Genomic DNA, 15,925 nt, shown 5'->3' with positions numbered 1-15,925 from the left:
ACCCGCACGGTGGGGTCTATTCGCTTCAACCAGTCACAGCCACACTTTTCCCACACAGAACGACGACAGACGACGCGAAGCCTCAACCCATAGGACGAGGTTAAAACCGGACGGGCCGAAACCACCCCCGCGTGAGCGGTCACTCCGCGGGCACGCCGAAGTCCACGACCACGCGCGCACCGCCGCCCTCGCCCGCGTCCAGCGTCACCGAACCGCCGGACTCCCCGGCGGCGCGACGTGCGATGTCCAGGCCGAGCCCGCTGGACCCGCTGCCGCTGGCCCCTCGGCTCATGGGACCGCTCCCGGACTCCACCCCGCCGAACCCGGGCCCGTCGTCGGTGACCACCAGCCGCACGAAACCGTCACCGGCGAACAGCAGCACCTCGAACCCGACGCCCTCCTCGGTGTGCGCGAAGACGTTGCCCAGCAGCGCGTCCACGCAGTCGGAGAGCTCCGAAGCCCCCACGGCCACGCGCAGCGGCCCCGGCGCCATGTCGGAGCGCATCTCGCGCTCGGTGTCCTCGGCCAGCACCGACCAGAAGTCGAGCCGCTCGGAGACCACGGCCGCCGCGTCGCAGCTGTCCGAGACCGGGGTCTGCGAACTGCGCCTGCCCGCCTGCTCGATTATCCGCGTCACAGCACGCTGCAACGCGTCCACGTGCTCGGTGATGCGCTGGGACTCCGCCTCGTCCCGCAACGACTCCGCGTCCAGCCGCAGCGACATCAGCGGGGTCCGCAGCCGGTGCGAGAGGTCGGCCACGTACTCGCGCTCCTCCGCCAGCAGCTCCCGGATCCGGCCGGCCAGGTGGTTCAGCGCGGTCGCCACGTCGCGCATCTCGGCGGGAGCGTCCACCCGCGCCCTGGCGTCCAGCTCCCCGCCCGCCAGCCGGTGGGACACCGCGGAGAGCTCCTTGGTCGGCCGCACCAGCGAACGGGCCATCCGGTCGGCGACCAGCACGCTCAACACGAGCAGCACCAGACCGAGCCCGGCGAGCAACAGCCACGCGCGGTGCACCCCGCGCATGAGCTCCTGCTCCCCGACCACGCTCCGGATGACCGCCTGCCCTCCCGAGGAGTCACCCACCGAGATCAGCACGGCCACCCCGCCGTCGGTGTCCACGGTGAGGCTGCGCCCCCTGGCGGCCAGTCGCACGGCCCGCGTGCGTTCGGCCTGCGCGCCGAGCCGGTCGCCGTCGGCGAGGAACACGGTCACGGGGAACCTCCCCTCCGCGTTGGCCCGCTGGACGCTCAACTCCAGAGTGGACCTGTCCGCCGTGCTGACCACCGAGGTCAACGCCTGCGCCTCTGTCGTCGCGGTGTTCACGGCCCGATCGAAGGCCACTGTTCGGACCAGCACGGCCAGCGGGATGAGGAACGCCACCAGCACCAGGGTCGTGGTGGCCGCCACCAGCAGCGCGATACGCCGCCGCATCAGTCCGCACCGGATTCGTCCGGTGCGGCCAGGCGCACCCCCACGCCGCGCACCGTGTGCAGGTAGCGCGCCTCGCGCGCCGTCTCGCCGAGCTTGCGCCGCAGCCAGGAGACGTGCACGTCGACGGTCTTGTCCGCCCCTCCGTAGGGCAGCTGCCACACCTCGGTGAGCAGCTCGCGCTTGCTCACCACCTGCCCCGCGCGCACGGCGAGGTAGTGCAGCATGTCGAACTCCTTCGGATTGAGGTCCAGCCGCGAACCATCCAAAGCGGCCGAACGGGCCGCCGGGTCGAGGCGCAGGCCTCCCACCACGAGAACCTCCGGACGCGGCTGCTCCCCAACGCCCCGGCGCAGCACCGCCCTGATCCGGGCGTCCAGCTGGCCCGCGCTGAACGGTTTGACCACGTAGTCGTCCGCGCCCGCGTCCAGCACGGTCACGATCTCGTCCTCTCCGCCGCGCGCGGTGCCCACGATCACGGGGACCCGGCTCGCCGCGCGCAGCATCCGCAGCATCTCCCGCCCGTCCAGGTCGGGAAGCCCGATGTCCAGCACCACGAGATCGGGCTTGCGCGAGACGATCAGGTTCAACCCGTCCATCGCGGTCCCCGCGGAGGTGACCGCGTGTCCGCGCTCACTCAAACCCCTGCTCAACGACGTGCGAAGAGCCGAGTCGTCCTCGACAAGCAGCACCTGCGCCACAGTCGCACGGTAACCGGCGCCCGGCGAGCCGCGCGGATTGGCATAGTGGAGGGCATGGCAGCCCCCACCGGAAGGACCCGAACGGCACTCGCGGTGCTGGGATGGCTGGCCGCCGCCGCGGTGGCGGTCGCGGTGGGGCTCGCGGCCGTGTCCGCGCTCGGGCGCGGCATCCTCGACGGGGGACCTCCGATGACCGGGCAGGACGAGGTGCGACGCGAGCTGGCCCGCCCCGCGCCGAACGTGAACGACGAGGGCACCGAGGAGAGCAGTCCCCCCGCTTCCGGGCAGCGCGACCTGCGACACACCCCAGGAGGAACGGTGGTCGTCAGCTGCTCGGGCGGGCGTGCCGCGCTGCTGTCCTGGAGCCCGGCGCAGGGGTTCCAGGCCCAGGACGTGCAGGACGGTCCCGCCGAGGAGGCCGAGCTCACCTTCGAGTCCGAGGACACGGAAGTGGAGATCACCGTCGAGTGCGGCGACGGCGAACCGCTCGTGTCCACCGAGATCGACCGGTGAACGATCTCCGCTCGACGAGCGGCCCACCCCGGTGACGAGTGCGACCCCAGCTGAGCCGCCGTCCGCTGTTTGACATAAATACCCCCGGGGGTAGTCTCGACCACGAGACCGTGGAGGTGATTGTCATGCAGATGAGACCGGAACTTGTCGGCGACGCCCTGACCCGGCTGCGTCGCGCCCAGGGACAGCTGGCGGGAGTAGTCGAATCGATCGAGGAAGGCGGGGACTGCTCCGAAGTACTCACCCAGCTCGCAGCCGTTTCCCGCGCCCTGGACCGCGCCGGGTTCAAGATCGTTTCCAGCGGGATGCGGCACTGCCAGCAGAGCCGGGAGGACGGCGAGGAACCCGAGATGACCGAGCAGGAGCTGGAACGGCTGTTCCTCGCACTGGCCTGAGCGCCGACCCCACAGCGGCGCTCCGCACTCTCAAAGCACTCTTATACCCCCCGGGGTAATAATCGTTCCTTTCGGGACGAACACTCTCCGACTCCAGGAGCGGGCATGAGCGGGATCACGCAGGAGAACGACACGACGGAACTTCCCGGCGGCCTGACCACGCAAGTCATCGCCACTTCCTCGCTGGGAGATCGCAGCTACCTCGCCACCGACGGAACGGTCGCCGTGGTGGTCGACCCCCAGCGGGACGTGGACCGCTTCCTGGCCGCGGCAGGGCGACTGAACGTACGAATCACTCTCGTACTGGAAACGCACGTGCACAACGACTACGTCTCGGGCGGACTCGAGCTGGCCCGGCTGACCGGAGCGGAGTACGGCATCGCCGCCGCTGACGAGGTCGCCTTCGAACGCCGTCCGCTGCACGACGGCGAAACCGTCGAGCTCTCCCCCGGAATGCGGGTGCGCGCGGTGTTCACGCCCGGACACACCTACCACCACCTCTCCTACGTGCTGGAGGGCGAACGCGGCGCCGTGGGAGCGTTCACCGGGGGCTCGCTGCTGTTCGGCACCACCGGGCGCACCGACCTGGTCGGAGAGGAGCACACCCACCGGCTGGCCGAGCACCAGCACGCGTCGGCGCGCAGGCTCGCCGAGTCGCTGCCGGACGGAGCGCGCATCTGGCCCACCCACGGCTTCGGGAGCTTCTGCTCGGCCACGCAGGCTTCCGGCGACTCCGCCACCATCGGCGAGCAGCAGGAGACCAACCCGGCCCTGACCCTCGCGCGGGACGAGTTCGTCGAGAAGACGCTGTCCGGGCTCGGCGCCTACCCGGCCTACTACGCCCACATGGGAGTGCGCAACGCCCAGGGTCCCGAACCGATCGACCTGCGCACCCCCGCGCGCGCCACTCCCGCGGAGCTCGCCCGGCGCCTGGACGCGGGCGAGTGGGTCGTCGACCTGCGTACCCGCAAGGCCTACGTGGACTCCCACCTGGCAGGCACGGTCAGCCTGGGACTGGACGGTCCGATGGCCACCTGGCTCGGCTGGATGATCGACTGGGGAGCGCCGATCACCCTGCTCGCCGAGGAGCCCGAGCGAATCACCGAAGCCCAGCGGGAACTGGCCCGCATCGGGATCGACCGCTTCGCCGCCTCCGCCACCGGTCGACCCGAGGAGCTGGCCGAGGACGCGGACAGGCTGCGCAGCACCAGGACGGCCACCTTCGTGGACTTGGCCGTGGCACGCGCCGGAGAGCACGAACGACTTCCCCGCGCGGAGACCGTGCTCGACGTGCGCACGAACAACGAGTGGCACGCCTCCCACGTCGAGGGAGCCACCCACATCCCGCTGTACGAGCTCGGTGAGCGCACCGAACAGCTACCGGAGGGGGTCGTGTGGGTGCACTGCGGGAGCGGTTACCGCGCCGCGGCCGCCGCAGCGCTGCTGGAGCGGTCCGGGCGCACCCCGGTGCTGATCGACGACGTGTTCGACAACGCGGAAGCGGCGGGAATCACGCTGACCTCCTCGTGAGGCCCCGGTTCCGCCGGAGACTGGGAACGAGGCGTCGTGCCCAGAACCGTCACGACGTGGCAGAAGGACCGGATGGCACACCCCACCCGGCGACGGAGACGAAAGGCGGTACCGGTGCCCGGAGAAGAGAAGACCACGATGGACACACCAGCGGTTCGTGAGCTGACCGGGACGAACCCGCGCACTCGCCTCATCGACGTGCGCACCCCGGGCGAGTTCACCACCGAACACATCCCCGGATCACACAACGTGCCGCTGGACCTGTTGCGCGAGCACAGCTCCGAACTGGCCGCCGCCCACGAGGACCCGGTGGTGCTCGTGTGCGCCTCCGGCAACCGAGCCGAACAAGCGCGCGAACTGCTGGAGTCGGCCGGACTCACCCAGGCCCGAGTGCTGCGCGGCGGTCTGGGCGGTTGGCAGGGACACGGCGCTCCCGTCGAGCACGGTTCCGGCACCTGGTCCATGGAAAGGCAGGTCCGGCTGGTGGCGGGCTCACTGGTGCTGCTCGGCGTGGTGGGCAGCGCCGTCTTCCGCCCGCTGAAGTGGCTCGCCGGCTTCGTCGGCGCCGGGCTGACCTTCGCCGCCGTCAGCAACACCTGCGCCATGGCCCGACTGCTCGAACTGCTGCCGCACAACCGCACACCCCGGAACGAGGCCCCCGAACTGCTCGGCACCCTGACCGACCGGCATCCCCCGAGGAGTTCCGGCAGCTGAACGGAGCACTCCGGACGGTCGCTCGTCCCCGCACCGCCCGGTTCGGAACGGTTCGCGAAGTCGCTCGAGCGGAACCCGCCGCGTGCCCCGGGAGCGGACTTCCTCCTCGGGCGGGGAAGGCCCGGAGGATTCCGCCACCCGAGCGCGCCCGCGGTGTCCGACCGGTGCGCTCCCCGAAGGAGAAGTGATGATCCTGGCAGCCGTCTTCGGGGTGGTCATCGGCTTGGCGCTCGGTTCGCTCGGAGCCGGAGGGGCCGTGCTGGCCGTCCCGGCGCTCGTCTACGGCGCAGGACTGCCGCTGCGGATCGCGATCCCCACCTCGCTCGCCGTGGTGGCGGTCTCGTCGCTGGGTGGCCTGCTGCCCCGCGCCCGACGCGTCCGAGTGCGGTGGCCGATCGCAGCGGTGTTCGCCGTGGCGGGCGCACCGGCGGCTTTCGGCGGCACCGCCCTGGGACAGCTGATCCCCCAGCGATGGCTGCTGCTCGCGTTCGCGGCGCTCATGGCCGTCGTGGCCCTGCGGATGCTGCGCAGCGGCGAAGAGCGGGGCGGGGCGTGTCGAACCGTCGAGGGCGGGATCGACTGGCGCAGCTGCCTGCCGAAGTCGATCGGCGCCGGGGCCCTGGTCGGGGTGCTGACCGGACTCTTCGGGGTCGGAGGCGGATTCGTCGTGGTCCCCGCGCTGACGACACTGCTCGGGGTCGGTCCCCAAGCCGCCGTGGCGACCTCGCTCGTGGTGGTCGCCGCCAACTCGACGGTGGGGCTGATCGCGCACGCGGGGGCGGTGCAGCTCGACTACGGACTGCTCGGCGCCTTCGCCGGAACGGCACTGGTGGTTTCGGTGCTGGCGGGTACTCTCACCGCGCGACTACCCGCGCGGCTCGTGCGCGAGTGGTTCGCCCGCGTAGTGCTGACCGTGGCCGCCGGGGTGGCGCTCGCGGCCGTGTTCGCCCCCACAGCGCTCGGTGGGTGAACACCGCCTCCCGGACGCGATCACCGGTCGTCGGTCCGCACGGTGAGCGAAGGTCGGCGACCACCGCACCGCGGCCGGTGGTACGTGAATCTCATACGCTTCCTTATACGGTGCCGTGTGAGTCCCCCGACGACGAGCGAAGCATCAGGAGCCCCGAATGCCCCCCTTCCGGTCCAGGCGTTCGCACGCCGTCACGGCGACGGTGGTCGCCGTCCTGCTCGGAGCCGGTGGAGCTCCCGCGAGCGCGGCCCCCGATCCGGACACCTCCTCCGAAGCGGCTCAACAGCTCCGCGAGCTCACCCGCGAGGCCGAAGTGCTCACCGAGGACTACAAATCGGCCGAGGACCGGCACAAGGCCCGCGAGGCCGAGCTCGCCCGAGCGGAAGCCGCGGCGAAGAAGGCCTCCGGACGTGCCTCCGAGGCACGCTCCGAGGAAGGCGCATTGCGCGAGGAGGTCGACGCGCTGACGGCGGCCTCCTACCGCGGAGCGGACCGGAGCGAGTTGTCCGCGCTGTTGACCAGTGAGAATCCCGACGAGTACCTCGACAGGGTCTCGGTTCTGCGGAAGCTTGCCGGGGATTACGACACGACGGTCGACACGGTGGCCCGGGCCACCGAGAAGGCCGAGAAAGCCGAGCGACGCGCACGGGAGGCACGTGACGCCGCCGCGAAGGCCGAAACCGAGGCCGCCCGTCTCGAGAACGAGATCGCCGAGCGCAAAGCGGCCATGGACGAGCGGATCGCCGAGGTCAAAAGACAGTACGAGAACCTCTCCCAGCAGGAGAAGGAGGACTTCGCGGGCGGTGGCTCCGAGGACGTCGGCTCCATCGGGGGCACGGGCGCGGCCACCACGGCCGTGAACGCCGCGCTGGGCAAGCAGGGATCTCCCTACGTGTGGGGCGCCAAGGGGCCGAACCGGTTCGACTGCTCCGGTCTGGTGCAGTGGTCCTACGAACAGGCCGGTATCTCCCTGCCCGCTTCCACCAGGACCCAGATCGACGAGGGGAGGTCCGTTTCCACCTCCCAGCTCCGTCCGGGTGACGTGGTCTTCTACTACTCCTCGGCCAGCCACAACGGGCTGTACATCGGCAACGGCAAGGTCGTACACGCTCCGACCGAGGGGCAGGACGTCAAAGTGGAGAACTACCGGGACATCGGTGACGTCCACTCGGTTCGCCGCATGGTCGGCTGACGCTCCGCGCCAGGCACCGAAACGTCTCGTGCCGGACCGCTCGGCGACCCGGCCGGGTCGCCGAGCGGCTCGCCCGCGTGGTGGGAGCTCCGCTCCACGCCGGCGTCGACGGTTTGCCGGGCGGTGATCGTCCCCGGGGGCCACGGTCACCAGCTGCCGCCTCGGCGGAAACCTCACCGCCCGCTCTCGGCGTCGATCACGATTCTCTGATCTCCCCGTAGCGGGTCGAGTCCTCCTGGCACTCGTGCGCGTGATCGACGACGGGGTCCGGGTAGCGCGGCCCGACGGAGCGGCCGCCTTCCGCGGCCGATGGGCGGCAGCACCGGCGACACCGTTCCCGCGCGTCGCCGTCGAGCAGGACTCCCGCCCGGGCGGGACCCCGCTGATCCTCCGGACGCGCCCTCTCCCCGCCTTCACGCGCGATCAGCGTGTCGGCGGACGCCGCGGTGCCGTGGAGCTCCCGCCGGGAACTCCTCCAGCGGTAGGGCGCACTCCGGCGGCGGTGCGCACAACGTTGCGCCCCATCCCGCCGAAGACCAAGGAGTGGAACGGGGCGATCGACCACCAGTAGACGTGCCCGGCCAAACCGCGCGGCACGAAGACGGCCCGTTGCCGGTAGAGCGCCCCGCCGGACTCCGTCGGGGTGACCCCGAGCTCCAGCCACGCCTGACCGGGGAGCTTCATCTCCGCGCGCAGGCGCAGCAGCCTCCCCTCGTCGATCTCCTCGACGCGCCACCAGTCCAGGGCCTCACCGGTTCGCAGGCGAACCGGGTCGCGCCGGCCGCGGCGCAGTCCGACCCCACCGATCAGCCGGTCGGCCCAACCGCGCGTGGCCCACGCGAGCGGGAGCGAGTACCAGCCGTTCCCGCCACCGATGCTCTCGACCACGCGCCACACGCTGGAGGCCGGAACATCGCTGTGCCACACCCGCGTGTCCGCATAGGCGCTACCGCCCGCCCAGTCCGGGTCCGAGGGCAGCGGCTCGGCGGGCGCCTCGGCGGGTGAGGCGTCCGACCAGCGGGTCTCGACCTGGGCGTGTCGAATCCTGTGGAGGGCCAGCTCGACCGCGCGGTCGTAGCCGATGAGCCCGCCTTCCGGTTTCGCGACGTGATCGTCGATGTCGTGCTCGCCGCGGACCGCCTCGTGAACCAGCGACTCGATGAGGGGACCGCCGATGCTCTTCGGCACCGGGGTGACGATGTTGATCCAGTACGAGCTCAGCCTCGGGGACAACACCCCGACCGGGAACATGACGCGGCGGGGCAGCCCCGCGACGGCGGCGTAGCGCCGCATCATCTCCGCGTACGTGAGCACACCCGGCCCACCGATGTCGAAGGCGCGGTTGATCCCGGCCGGGAGCCGCGCCACGGCGACGAGGTAGTGCAGCACGTCGCGCACGGCGATGGGCTGTACCCGGTTGCGCACCCACCTGGGAGTGATCATGATCGGCAGGCGCTCGGTCAGGTACCGCAGCATCTCGAAGCTCGCCGAGCCCGAACCGATGATCACCGCGGCCTGCAGTGTCACCGTCGGCACCCCGCTGCGCAGGAAGATCTCCGCGACCTCGGCCCGGGAGCCCAGGTGCTCGGACAGGTCACCGTCGTCCGGGTGTATGCCGCCGAGGTAGACGATCCGGCCGACGCCGGACTCGCGAGCGGCCTGCGAGGTGCACAGCGCCGCGCGGCGGTCCTTGGCCGCGAAGCCGGTTTCCGACATCGAGTGCACCAGGTAGTACAGCACGTCCACATCGCGGCACGCGGCGGCCATGGAGTCCCGGTCGAGCACGTCGCCCTCGACGACTTCGACCGCGTCGCGCCAGGGGACGTCACGCAGCTTTCCGGGATCGCGTGCGACGCAGCGCACCCGGTGCCCGGCTCGCAGCAGTCGTGGCACCAACCTGCCCCCGATGTAACCGCTGGCACCCGCCACCAGACACAGCATGTCACCATCCGCCCATCGCGCCGGTTTCCGGCCGTCCCCCCCCCGTTCGAGGCCGCTCGGCCACCACCGGCCTCCCGGGGCGCACGGCGAGTCGCACAGGTCGTGCGCTGTCCCTATGGTCGCGGCAACGGCGGCCGCACGCGAATCCGAGCCGGCGGACGAATGTGCTCACTCCCCCGGCGCGCGTGTGCGCGGTCGCGCCGGCTCCGGGAGGCGGACGCGGGCGGTGCGGGCCACCGGTGCGGGGCGGCGGTAAGTCGGATCGGCACGGATCACATGTTGCCTCCCCGTCGAAACGTGGCCGTGGATCGATCTCCTAGCCTGTTGCGGAGACCGTTTCCCGGCCGGTCGTCGAACCCGCCCCGGACGAGTCGCCCCGGGCAGCCGCGCGGCGGGACCACCCACCAGGCGGGAAGACCGCCCCGGCGACGCCACGACGCGCCCCGGAGCACGGCTCCGGCACCGGTTCACCGCCCACCACCGGTCTCCGAACAGGAATCCGGCCGAAGAGTCCGGACCGAACAACCACAGGGGAGTTTCGATGATCTTCATCGCCGTCAAGTTCCGCGTTCTTCCCGAACACGCGGACCGGTGGCCCGAGATCGCACGCGATTTCACCGAGGCGACGCGTGCGGAAGAGGGCTGCTTGTGGTTCGACTGGTCGCGCAGCCTCGAGGACCCGAACGAGTACGTTCTGCTCGAGGCCTTCCGCGACGAGGACGCCGGAGCCGCACACGTGCAGTCCGAGCACTTCAAGACCGCCCAGCGGACCCTCCCGCCCCACCTGGCGGAAACGCCGCGGGTGATCAACACTCCGGTGCAGCAGGACGACTGGTCCCGGCTCGGTGAGATGGCCGTGGACTCGGAGAGCTGAGACCGCTCGGCGCCGGGCCGCTCCGGGCCCGGCGCCCTCCCGTCCGGTCAGGCGGCGCGGCCGCTTTCCCCCACCCGAGCAGTCGGAACTGCCGCGAGGTCAGGAACTTCCGGCGCAAGGCTTCCGTTCAACCCAGGGCTCCGAGCCTACGCAACCACCCGAGCGAACCGAGCCGTCGAACTCCCGCCGGGAACTCCCGGCAGAAGGCTCCGCCCGACGCGGGTGCTTCAGCCCGAGCAGGACGAGGAGCTCCGGCGCGTGAGTCGGATGCATTGCCAGGCCGGGCCGCTCGCCGCGTAGGCCGCTACTCAAGAGCGGCCCGACGCAGCAGGGCGCCGACTCACGTGACGGCTAGCCGACCACGCACGCAAAGCTCCGTCACGAGTTCTCGAGGTACGCCTCGATCGCGTCCGCACCCGCGACGGCCCCGCCGTACCCGCGGATGGTCTCGCACATCTCGCCCACGGCCTTGGTGATCTCCTCGTTCGCGGCCACCTCTTCGACCCGCTCACGCAGTCGCGCCGAGTCGGTCAGCTCGGCCTCCTCGAGTTTCCCGCCGAAGTTCAGGTCGCGAACCCGCTCGGCGTTCATCTCCTGCTCCACCATCCGGGGAGCCGTGACGAGCGGAACCCCGTAGGAGAGGGCCTCCATCGTGGAGTTCATCCCCGCGTGCGAGAGGAACACGGCGGCGTGCCGCAGCACGGCCGTCTGGGGGAAGCGAGGGCGCACCTCGAAGTTCTCGGGGACCTCCCCCAGCTCTTCCGGGCTCACCCGGTCGCCGATGGACATCGCCACCTGCCAACCGGTGTCGGCGAACGCCTCGATGCAGGTCCGGTAGAACTCCAGATGACCGTGGAAGATGGTCCCCAGCGAGACGAACAGCAGCGGCCGGTCCGTCCGCCGGGGCTTCCACTGCTCACGTTCGGCCCGGCCGCCCAGCAACGGCCCGAGGAAGGCGAACCGGTCGTCGAAGCTGTCCGCGTGGAACTGGAACTCCCGCGGAATGAACACGAGGTTCAACGCGCCCCCTGGCTCGGCCATCATCGACTCGACCCCGAGCTCGACACCGTGCTGCGCGGCGAGTTCGCTCATCCGTTCGGCGAAGTCCCGCAGCACCGGATGGTTCTGGTCGAAGTCCTGCGGCGCCCGCTTCATGAACTCCGCCCGCATCGAGAACTCCTCGTTGCCGGCGTGGGTCGGCACCAGGGCCACGTTCGGGACTCCGAGCTTCTTCGCGAACACACGTCCCGCCGGGGTGGCGGAGTCCGCGCAGACCGCGTCGACGTGCTCGTCGGCGAAGTGCTCCGACAACCTCGGCAACGTCTCCCGCGTCCCCTCCAGGAACTTCTCCATCATCGGGGCCATCGCCTCCGGGGTCAGCGCCCCGTCCCCCGGGGGCGCGGAGGGTTGCTCCATCGGCACCGGAACGGGTTCGGCACCGGCGGCTCGCACGGCGGGAACCATGTCCGAGCCGGTGGCGTAGCTGACCCGGTGGCCCCGTCGAACGAGTTCCTCGACGAGCGCGAGCGACGGATTGACGTGCCCGTACGCGGGCATGCTCACGAAAACGAAATGTTTGCGCATCATCTTCCCGATCGATTTCCCTGCGTTCACAGGGGACGGCGAAATCCTCTGACCGCGAACACGGCGCCGATCACGAGCAGCAGCACACTGGTTCCCAGGGCGGACCAGACCCCGCTTCCCACGGGCAGTGCCAGGCAGAGGTCGCGGGAGGCGTCGACGGCGTAGGTGAGCGGGTTGACCCGGGCCACGATCCGCAGCCAGCCGGGCAACGCGTCCAGCGGGACGAACGCGCTGGAGGCGAACATCAGCGGGAACATCGCCAGGAAGCCCACGCTCTGCATCACCTCCTCCTTGCGCACCCAGGAGGCGATGGCGAGGAAGACCCAGGTCAACGACCAGCTGACGAGCAGCGCGAGCAGCCACGCGCTGACCGTGCCCGCGAGCCCGCCCTCCGGCGCGAAACCGAACAGCACGGTCGCCGCCAGCAGCAGGACCACGAGCTGCACGGCGGTGCGGAACAGGTCGGCCAGGCTGCGCGCCACCAGCACCGTGCCGAGCCGGATGGGCAGCGCCCGGAACCTGCCCAGCACACCGTTCTTCATATCGGTGATCAGCCCGACGCCGGACTGCAGGGAGGCCCCGATCCCCGTGGTCACCAGGATCGCGGGCATCAGGTAGTTGATGTAGCTGTCCGTCTGGGAGGCGATGCTGCCCATCAGCGCCTTGCCGAAGACCTGGCTGAACAACGTCAGCATGATCAACGGCTGTAACAGGCTGAATACGACTATCCGCGGATCGCGGAGCACCGCACGCAGGGACCTGCCGGTGAGGACCGTGATCTGGGTCCAGACGTTCGCGCCGTGCCAGTGGCGGCGCTCGTGCTCCGTTCCCCCGGCTCTGTCCCGAGGGGCGGTCAGTGTAGTGGTCATGTGCCTTCCGATCGTCGTGTCACGCCGCCTGGTGCGCGGAGTTGGCCAGGGTCAGGTAGACGTCGTCCAGAGTCGGTTCGCCCAGTCCGAGCCCGCTCACCTCGATGCCGGCCTCGTCCAGCGCGCGTACGACCACGGCGAGCTCGTGCGAGGCGGCCACGGGCGTGGTGATCACGTGCCGTTCCGCGTCGTGCACCGGGCTCATCCCGCTCGCGCTCAGCGCGTTCACGGCCCGCTCCGCGTCGGCGGGGTCGGCCAGCGTCGCGGTGGCGGTCCGCTGCCCCACCTCGGCCTTGAGCTCCTCGGCCGTTCCCGAGGCGACGACCTGCCCGCTGGACAGCACGGTGATGGAATCGGCGAGCCTGTCGGCCTCGTCGAGGTACTGCGTGGTCAGCAGCACCGTGGTCCCGTCGCCGACCAGGTTCTCCACGATCCGCCACAACCCCATGCGGCTGGACGGGTCCAGCCCCGTGGTCGGCTCGTCCAGGAAGATCACGTCCGGGTGCCCGACGAGACTGGCGGCCAGGTCCAGCCTGCGCCGCATACCGCCGGAGTAGTTGCGCGCGGGCCGCTTGGCCGCCTCGGTCAGTTCGAACAGTTCGAGCAGTTCCTCGGCGCGGTTCTTGGCCGCGCGTTTGCCCGCCCCCAGCAGCCTGGCCACGAGCACCAGGTTGTCCATTCCGGACAGTTGTTCGTCGACCGCGGCGAACTGTCCGGTCAGGCCGATGCGGGAACAGACGCTCCTGCTCTCCCGGACCACGTCGTGGCCCGCCACGCGCGCCGTCCCCCTCGTCGGCGGTGACAGGGTGCTCAGGATGTTGACCAGCGTGGTCTTGCCCGCGCCGTTGTGCCCCAGCAGCCCCAGCACCGATCCCCGCGGCACCTGCAGACTCACGTCGTCCAGTGCCCTGAACTTGCCGAACTCCTTGCTGACGTGCTCGACCTCGATGGGTGGTCTTGTCATAACGTCCTTCTTCAGCGGTGTTCGTGCTGGCCCGGTTCGGCCAGTACCCCGTTGAGCAGCACGTCGATGCGTGACTCGATCGCGGACTGCTCGCCTTCCGGGGTGGTCGTTTCGAATCGCGTGCTCATCAACAGCCCGAGCAACATCCGGGCGACATCGCCGGGCGGCATGCGGAACCTGTGCTCGTCCCGGGCCACCAGTTCCGCGCAGGCGTCGATCAGGTCCCGGACGAACTGCGGCCCGCCCTCGGAGTGGTGCTGTTCGGCTTTCCGGTGCCGATGCACGTCGTACTCCGAATCGGAGAGATTGTGGACGAGCCCGCCCAGGCGGTGGAAGTAGTCCAACACGATCGAGGAAGCCCGGCTCAGCCGATCGGCCAAGTCCTGCTCCGGCGGGATTCCCCTGATCCGCCCACACGCCTCGTCGGTGCGGAAAGCCTCGGACACGCAGGCTTGCAGCAGCTCGTTCTTGTCCGCGAAGACCCGGAAGATCGTTCCTTCCGCCACTCCGGCCGCCTGTGCGATCGAGCGGGTCGTGATGTTGGGCCCCTGTTCGACCAGCAGCGGCAGCGTGGCCCGGACGATCTCGTCCCGCCGCTGTTCCGAGCTCATCGCGGGCGCCCTGCGCCGAGGCCGGTTCGTGCTCACACGGACAGCATACTGAGTGAGCACTCACTCATCAATGCGATCCGGGTGTGCGCGCGGACACCTCCACGGCGGATCCGGGACGGGCGACCGGCGGGCCGATCCGCCCCGGATCCCGGTGCGGGACTCAGCCCCGACCGGCCATCGCCGCGTCCACGCGGCTCGGGCGCACGCTGCGGCTCCCCGCCTCGGGGTCGAGCAGGAAGTCACAGCGCTCCACCCGGCCGACGCGGGCCGCCAGTCGATCGACGGCGGGCTGCATCCCCGAAGCCGAGGCAACCACCGTGACCGGCTCCTCCGGCAACTCCTGCACCTTGTAACCGCCGTCGGGGGAGGTCAGCATCCTCGCCAGCTGCACTCCACGCCCGTCCGTGACGGTCACGCTCGCCCCCGGCACGGCGGCCCCGGACCCGTCGGTGACCGAACCGGCCAGCGTCCGGCGGTGCACCGGCTCCGGGGCCTCCAGCGCCGGGTCGACGGTGACGTCGCTGTCGTCCACGTGCTCGTACCCGCCTCCGGTGTCCGCGGCGGACTCCCCGGCCGAGCCGGTTCGGGACCGGCGCCGCACGAGCACCTGGTTGAGCACCACCAACGCCACGCCCAGCAGCACCCAGGCGGACAGCCCGAGCGTGGCTCCGAGCGCCCCGGTTCCGTCGAAGTAGAGGATCCCGCGCATCGCGTGCACGGCCTGCCCGAGCGGCATGACCAGGTGCAACGACTGGAAGAAGCCGGGGACCAGTTCCTTCGGGATCGCCCCGCCACTGGAAGGGAGGCTCAGCAGGACGAACAGCCCCATGGCCACACCGGGTATGAACTGCTTGACGAACGGGACCAGGCCGAACGTGGTCCAGGCTATGGCCTGGGTGAGCAGGAAACCGACCAGCAGGAGGAGCGGATCGTTGTGGATGACGTCCAGCGACAGGGCGGTCCCGTAGACGATCAACGTCCCCAGGACGCCGACACCGACCAGCGAGCCCAGCTTCTGCCTGGTGGTCAGCTCCGCCCGCAGCAACATCATCACCGCTATGTAGGGCGGGATGTTTATCGCCATCAGGCAGTAGAACAGGCCGGTGCCCATGACGTCGCCGGGAGCGGTGGGCACGAGATCGGTGGTGGTCAGCTGCTGACCGGACTGCTGCGCGACCGGGGTGAAGACCTGCCGCAGCATCTGCATGCTCGCCTTGCCGTTGGCCGAGCCGTAGAACAGCTCGCCGTTGGCCGGGTCGTACGCGGCGGTCGCCTCCCTGTCGTTGACCGACTGCCTCGCGGCCTGCTCGTCCGGAACCGCCGTCACGTCGAAGCCGTCGGGCACGGACCTGTTCAGCGCGGTCTCGAGCCGTTCGGCGCTCTGCTCACCGACCACAGCCACGGACATGTCGCGCGGCTGAGGAGCGTGGAACGGCAACAGGTAGCACACCATGAACCCGACGATGAAGAACATCGGGAACCACAGCGTCGAGACGAGCTTTCGAGCCAACTGCTTCGGCTGCTCTTCGGACACCAACACTCCTCACCACGAGTTCGGGAACCGATTCGCGATCAACCACGGACAGCGGGCCGCGGACCCCCGGCGACCGCCTGCGCGACAGCGCGTCGAATGACGGG

At 70.4% G+C, this 15,925-nt stretch carries 15 protein-coding genes; 7 read left to right on the top strand and 8 right to left on the bottom strand.

What is annotated here, in order from left to right; translation table 11 throughout:
* Positions 1-139: 139 nt before the first annotated feature.
* Together FHR84_RS12535 and FHR84_RS12530 are read right to left on the bottom strand one after the other, a co-directional pair.
* Positions 140-1,432: a sensor histidine kinase gene (locus FHR84_RS12535; protein ID WP_179535664.1), complete on the bottom strand. Its 1,293-nt coding sequence runs from the start codon at positions 1,430-1,432 to the stop codon at positions 140-142.
* On the bottom strand, positions 1,432-2,130 hold the full coding sequence (locus tag FHR84_RS12530; RefSeq protein ID WP_179535663.1) for a response regulator: 699 nt from the start codon (positions 2,128-2,130) through the stop codon (positions 1,432-1,434). The genes FHR84_RS12535 and FHR84_RS12530 overlap by 1 nt, the downstream gene beginning before the upstream one ends.
* Positions 2,131-2,184: 54 nt before the next feature.
* Between FHR84_RS12530 and FHR84_RS12525 the strand changes: the two genes are divergently transcribed.
* From FHR84_RS12525 to FHR84_RS12500, 6 genes are all read left to right on the top strand, one after another.
* A complete protein-coding gene (locus tag FHR84_RS12525; RefSeq protein ID WP_179535662.1) occupies positions 2,185-2,643 on the top strand; it encodes a hypothetical protein in 459 nt (152 codons plus the stop codon).
* A gap of 125 nt (positions 2,644-2,768) precedes the next feature.
* Positions 2,769-3,038 carry a metal-sensitive transcriptional regulator gene (locus tag FHR84_RS12520; RefSeq protein ID WP_165632941.1) on the top strand — a complete coding sequence of 90 codons (270 nt, stop codon included), beginning with the start codon at positions 2,769-2,771 and terminating at the stop codon, positions 3,036-3,038.
* A 105-nt stretch (positions 3,039-3,143) separates the two neighbouring features.
* On the top strand, positions 3,144-4,568 hold the full coding sequence (locus FHR84_RS12515; protein WP_179535661.1) for an MBL fold metallo-hydrolase: 1,425 nt from the start codon (positions 3,144-3,146) through the stop codon (positions 4,566-4,568).
* Between the two features lie 138 nt (positions 4,569-4,706).
* Entirely contained in the window at positions 4,707-5,282 is a 576-nt protein-coding gene (locus tag FHR84_RS12510) for a rhodanese-like domain-containing protein (RefSeq protein WP_179535660.1), read from the top strand.
* A gap of 187 nt (positions 5,283-5,469) precedes the next feature.
* The gene (locus FHR84_RS12505) at positions 5,470-6,252 is read left to right on the top strand and encodes a sulfite exporter TauE/SafE family protein (protein WP_179535659.1); all 783 of its coding nucleotides are present in this window, start codon (positions 5,470-5,472) and stop codon (positions 6,250-6,252) included.
* 157 nt (positions 6,253-6,409) lie between these two features.
* On the top strand, positions 6,410-7,444 hold the full coding sequence (locus FHR84_RS12500) for a C40 family peptidase (RefSeq protein WP_179535658.1): 1,035 nt from the start codon (positions 6,410-6,412) through the stop codon (positions 7,442-7,444).
* Positions 7,445-7,867: 423 nt separating this feature from the next.
* Here FHR84_RS12500 and FHR84_RS12495 read toward each other — a convergent pair whose 3' ends face one another.
* Positions 7,868-9,385 (bottom strand): SDR family oxidoreductase, encoded by a 1,518-nt coding sequence (locus FHR84_RS12495; RefSeq protein ID WP_179535657.1) that lies wholly within the window; start codon positions 9,383-9,385, stop codon positions 7,868-7,870.
* A 541-nt stretch (positions 9,386-9,926) separates the two neighbouring features.
* Between FHR84_RS12495 and FHR84_RS12490 the strand changes: the two genes are divergently transcribed.
* A complete protein-coding gene (locus FHR84_RS12490; RefSeq protein WP_179535656.1) occupies positions 9,927-10,259 on the top strand; it encodes a putative quinol monooxygenase in 333 nt (110 codons plus the stop codon).
* Positions 10,260-10,637: 378 nt separating this feature from the next.
* Here FHR84_RS12490 and FHR84_RS12485 read toward each other — a convergent pair whose 3' ends face one another.
* From FHR84_RS12485 to FHR84_RS12465, 5 genes are all read right to left on the bottom strand, one after another.
* Positions 10,638-11,816, bottom strand: a complete 1,179-nt coding sequence (locus tag FHR84_RS12485) for a macrolide family glycosyltransferase (RefSeq protein WP_246300546.1) — start codon at positions 11,814-11,816, stop codon at positions 10,638-10,640.
* A 53-nt stretch (positions 11,817-11,869) separates the two neighbouring features.
* Positions 11,870-12,712, bottom strand: coding sequence for an ABC transporter permease (locus FHR84_RS12480; protein WP_179535654.1), 843 nt, complete (start codon positions 12,710-12,712; stop codon positions 11,870-11,872).
* 19 nt (positions 12,713-12,731) lie between these two features.
* On the bottom strand, positions 12,732-13,676 hold the full coding sequence (locus FHR84_RS12475; RefSeq protein ID WP_179535653.1) for an ATP-binding cassette domain-containing protein: 945 nt from the start codon (positions 13,674-13,676) through the stop codon (positions 12,732-12,734).
* A gap of 11 nt (positions 13,677-13,687) precedes the next feature.
* Positions 13,688-14,323, bottom strand: coding sequence for a TetR/AcrR family transcriptional regulator (locus tag FHR84_RS12470; RefSeq protein ID WP_343075253.1), 636 nt, complete (start codon positions 14,321-14,323; stop codon positions 13,688-13,690).
* A 124-nt stretch (positions 14,324-14,447) separates the two neighbouring features.
* Positions 14,448-15,821, bottom strand: a complete 1,374-nt coding sequence (locus FHR84_RS12465) for a carboxypeptidase regulatory-like domain-containing protein (RefSeq protein ID WP_343075252.1) — start codon at positions 15,819-15,821, stop codon at positions 14,448-14,450.
* Positions 15,822-15,925 lie beyond the last annotated feature (104 nt).

The organism is Actinopolyspora biskrensis (assembly GCF_013408175.1).
GTDB classification, from domain to species: Bacteria; Actinomycetota; Actinomycetes; order Mycobacteriales; family Pseudonocardiaceae; genus Actinopolyspora; species Actinopolyspora biskrensis.
This window is presented reverse-complemented; position numbering and strand designations above follow the sequence as displayed.

Excerpts from the sequence above, each read along its gene's own strand:
- FHR84_RS12515 (WP_179535661.1), top strand. The coding sequence starts at position 3,144 with ATGAGCGGGATCACGCAGGAGAACGACACGACGGAACTTCCCGGCGGC.
- FHR84_RS12535 (WP_179535664.1), bottom strand. The coding sequence starts at position 1,432 with ATGCGGCGGCGTATCGCGCTGCTGGTGGCGGCCACCACGACCCTGGTG.
- FHR84_RS12490 (WP_179535656.1), top strand. The coding sequence starts at position 9,927 with ATGATCTTCATCGCCGTCAAGTTCCGCGTTCTTCCCGAACACGCGGAC.
- FHR84_RS12505 (WP_179535659.1), top strand. The coding sequence starts at position 5,470 with ATGATCCTGGCAGCCGTCTTCGGGGTGGTCATCGGCTTGGCGCTCGGT.
- FHR84_RS12500 (WP_179535658.1), top strand. The coding sequence starts at position 6,410 with ATGCCCCCCTTCCGGTCCAGGCGTTCGCACGCCGTCACGGCGACGGTG.
- FHR84_RS12480 (WP_179535654.1), bottom strand. The coding sequence starts at position 12,712 with ATGACCACTACACTGACCGCCCCTCGGGACAGAGCCGGGGGAACGGAG.
- FHR84_RS12485 (WP_246300546.1), bottom strand. The coding sequence starts at position 11,816 with ATGCCCGCGTACGGGCACGTCAATCCGTCGCTCGCGCTCGTCGAGGAA.
- FHR84_RS12475 (WP_179535653.1), bottom strand. The coding sequence starts at position 13,676 with ATGACAAGACCACCCATCGAGGTCGAGCACGTCAGCAAGGAGTTCGGC.
- FHR84_RS12495 (WP_179535657.1), bottom strand. The coding sequence starts at position 9,385 with ATGCTGTGTCTGGTGGCGGGTGCCAGCGGTTACATCGGGGGCAGGTTG.
- FHR84_RS12510 (WP_179535660.1), top strand. The coding sequence starts at position 4,707 with ATGGACACACCAGCGGTTCGTGAGCTGACCGGGACGAACCCGCGCACT.
- FHR84_RS12520 (WP_165632941.1), top strand. The coding sequence starts at position 2,769 with ATGCAGATGAGACCGGAACTTGTCGGCGACGCCCTGACCCGGCTGCGT.
- FHR84_RS12525 (WP_179535662.1), top strand. The coding sequence starts at position 2,185 with ATGGCAGCCCCCACCGGAAGGACCCGAACGGCACTCGCGGTGCTGGGA.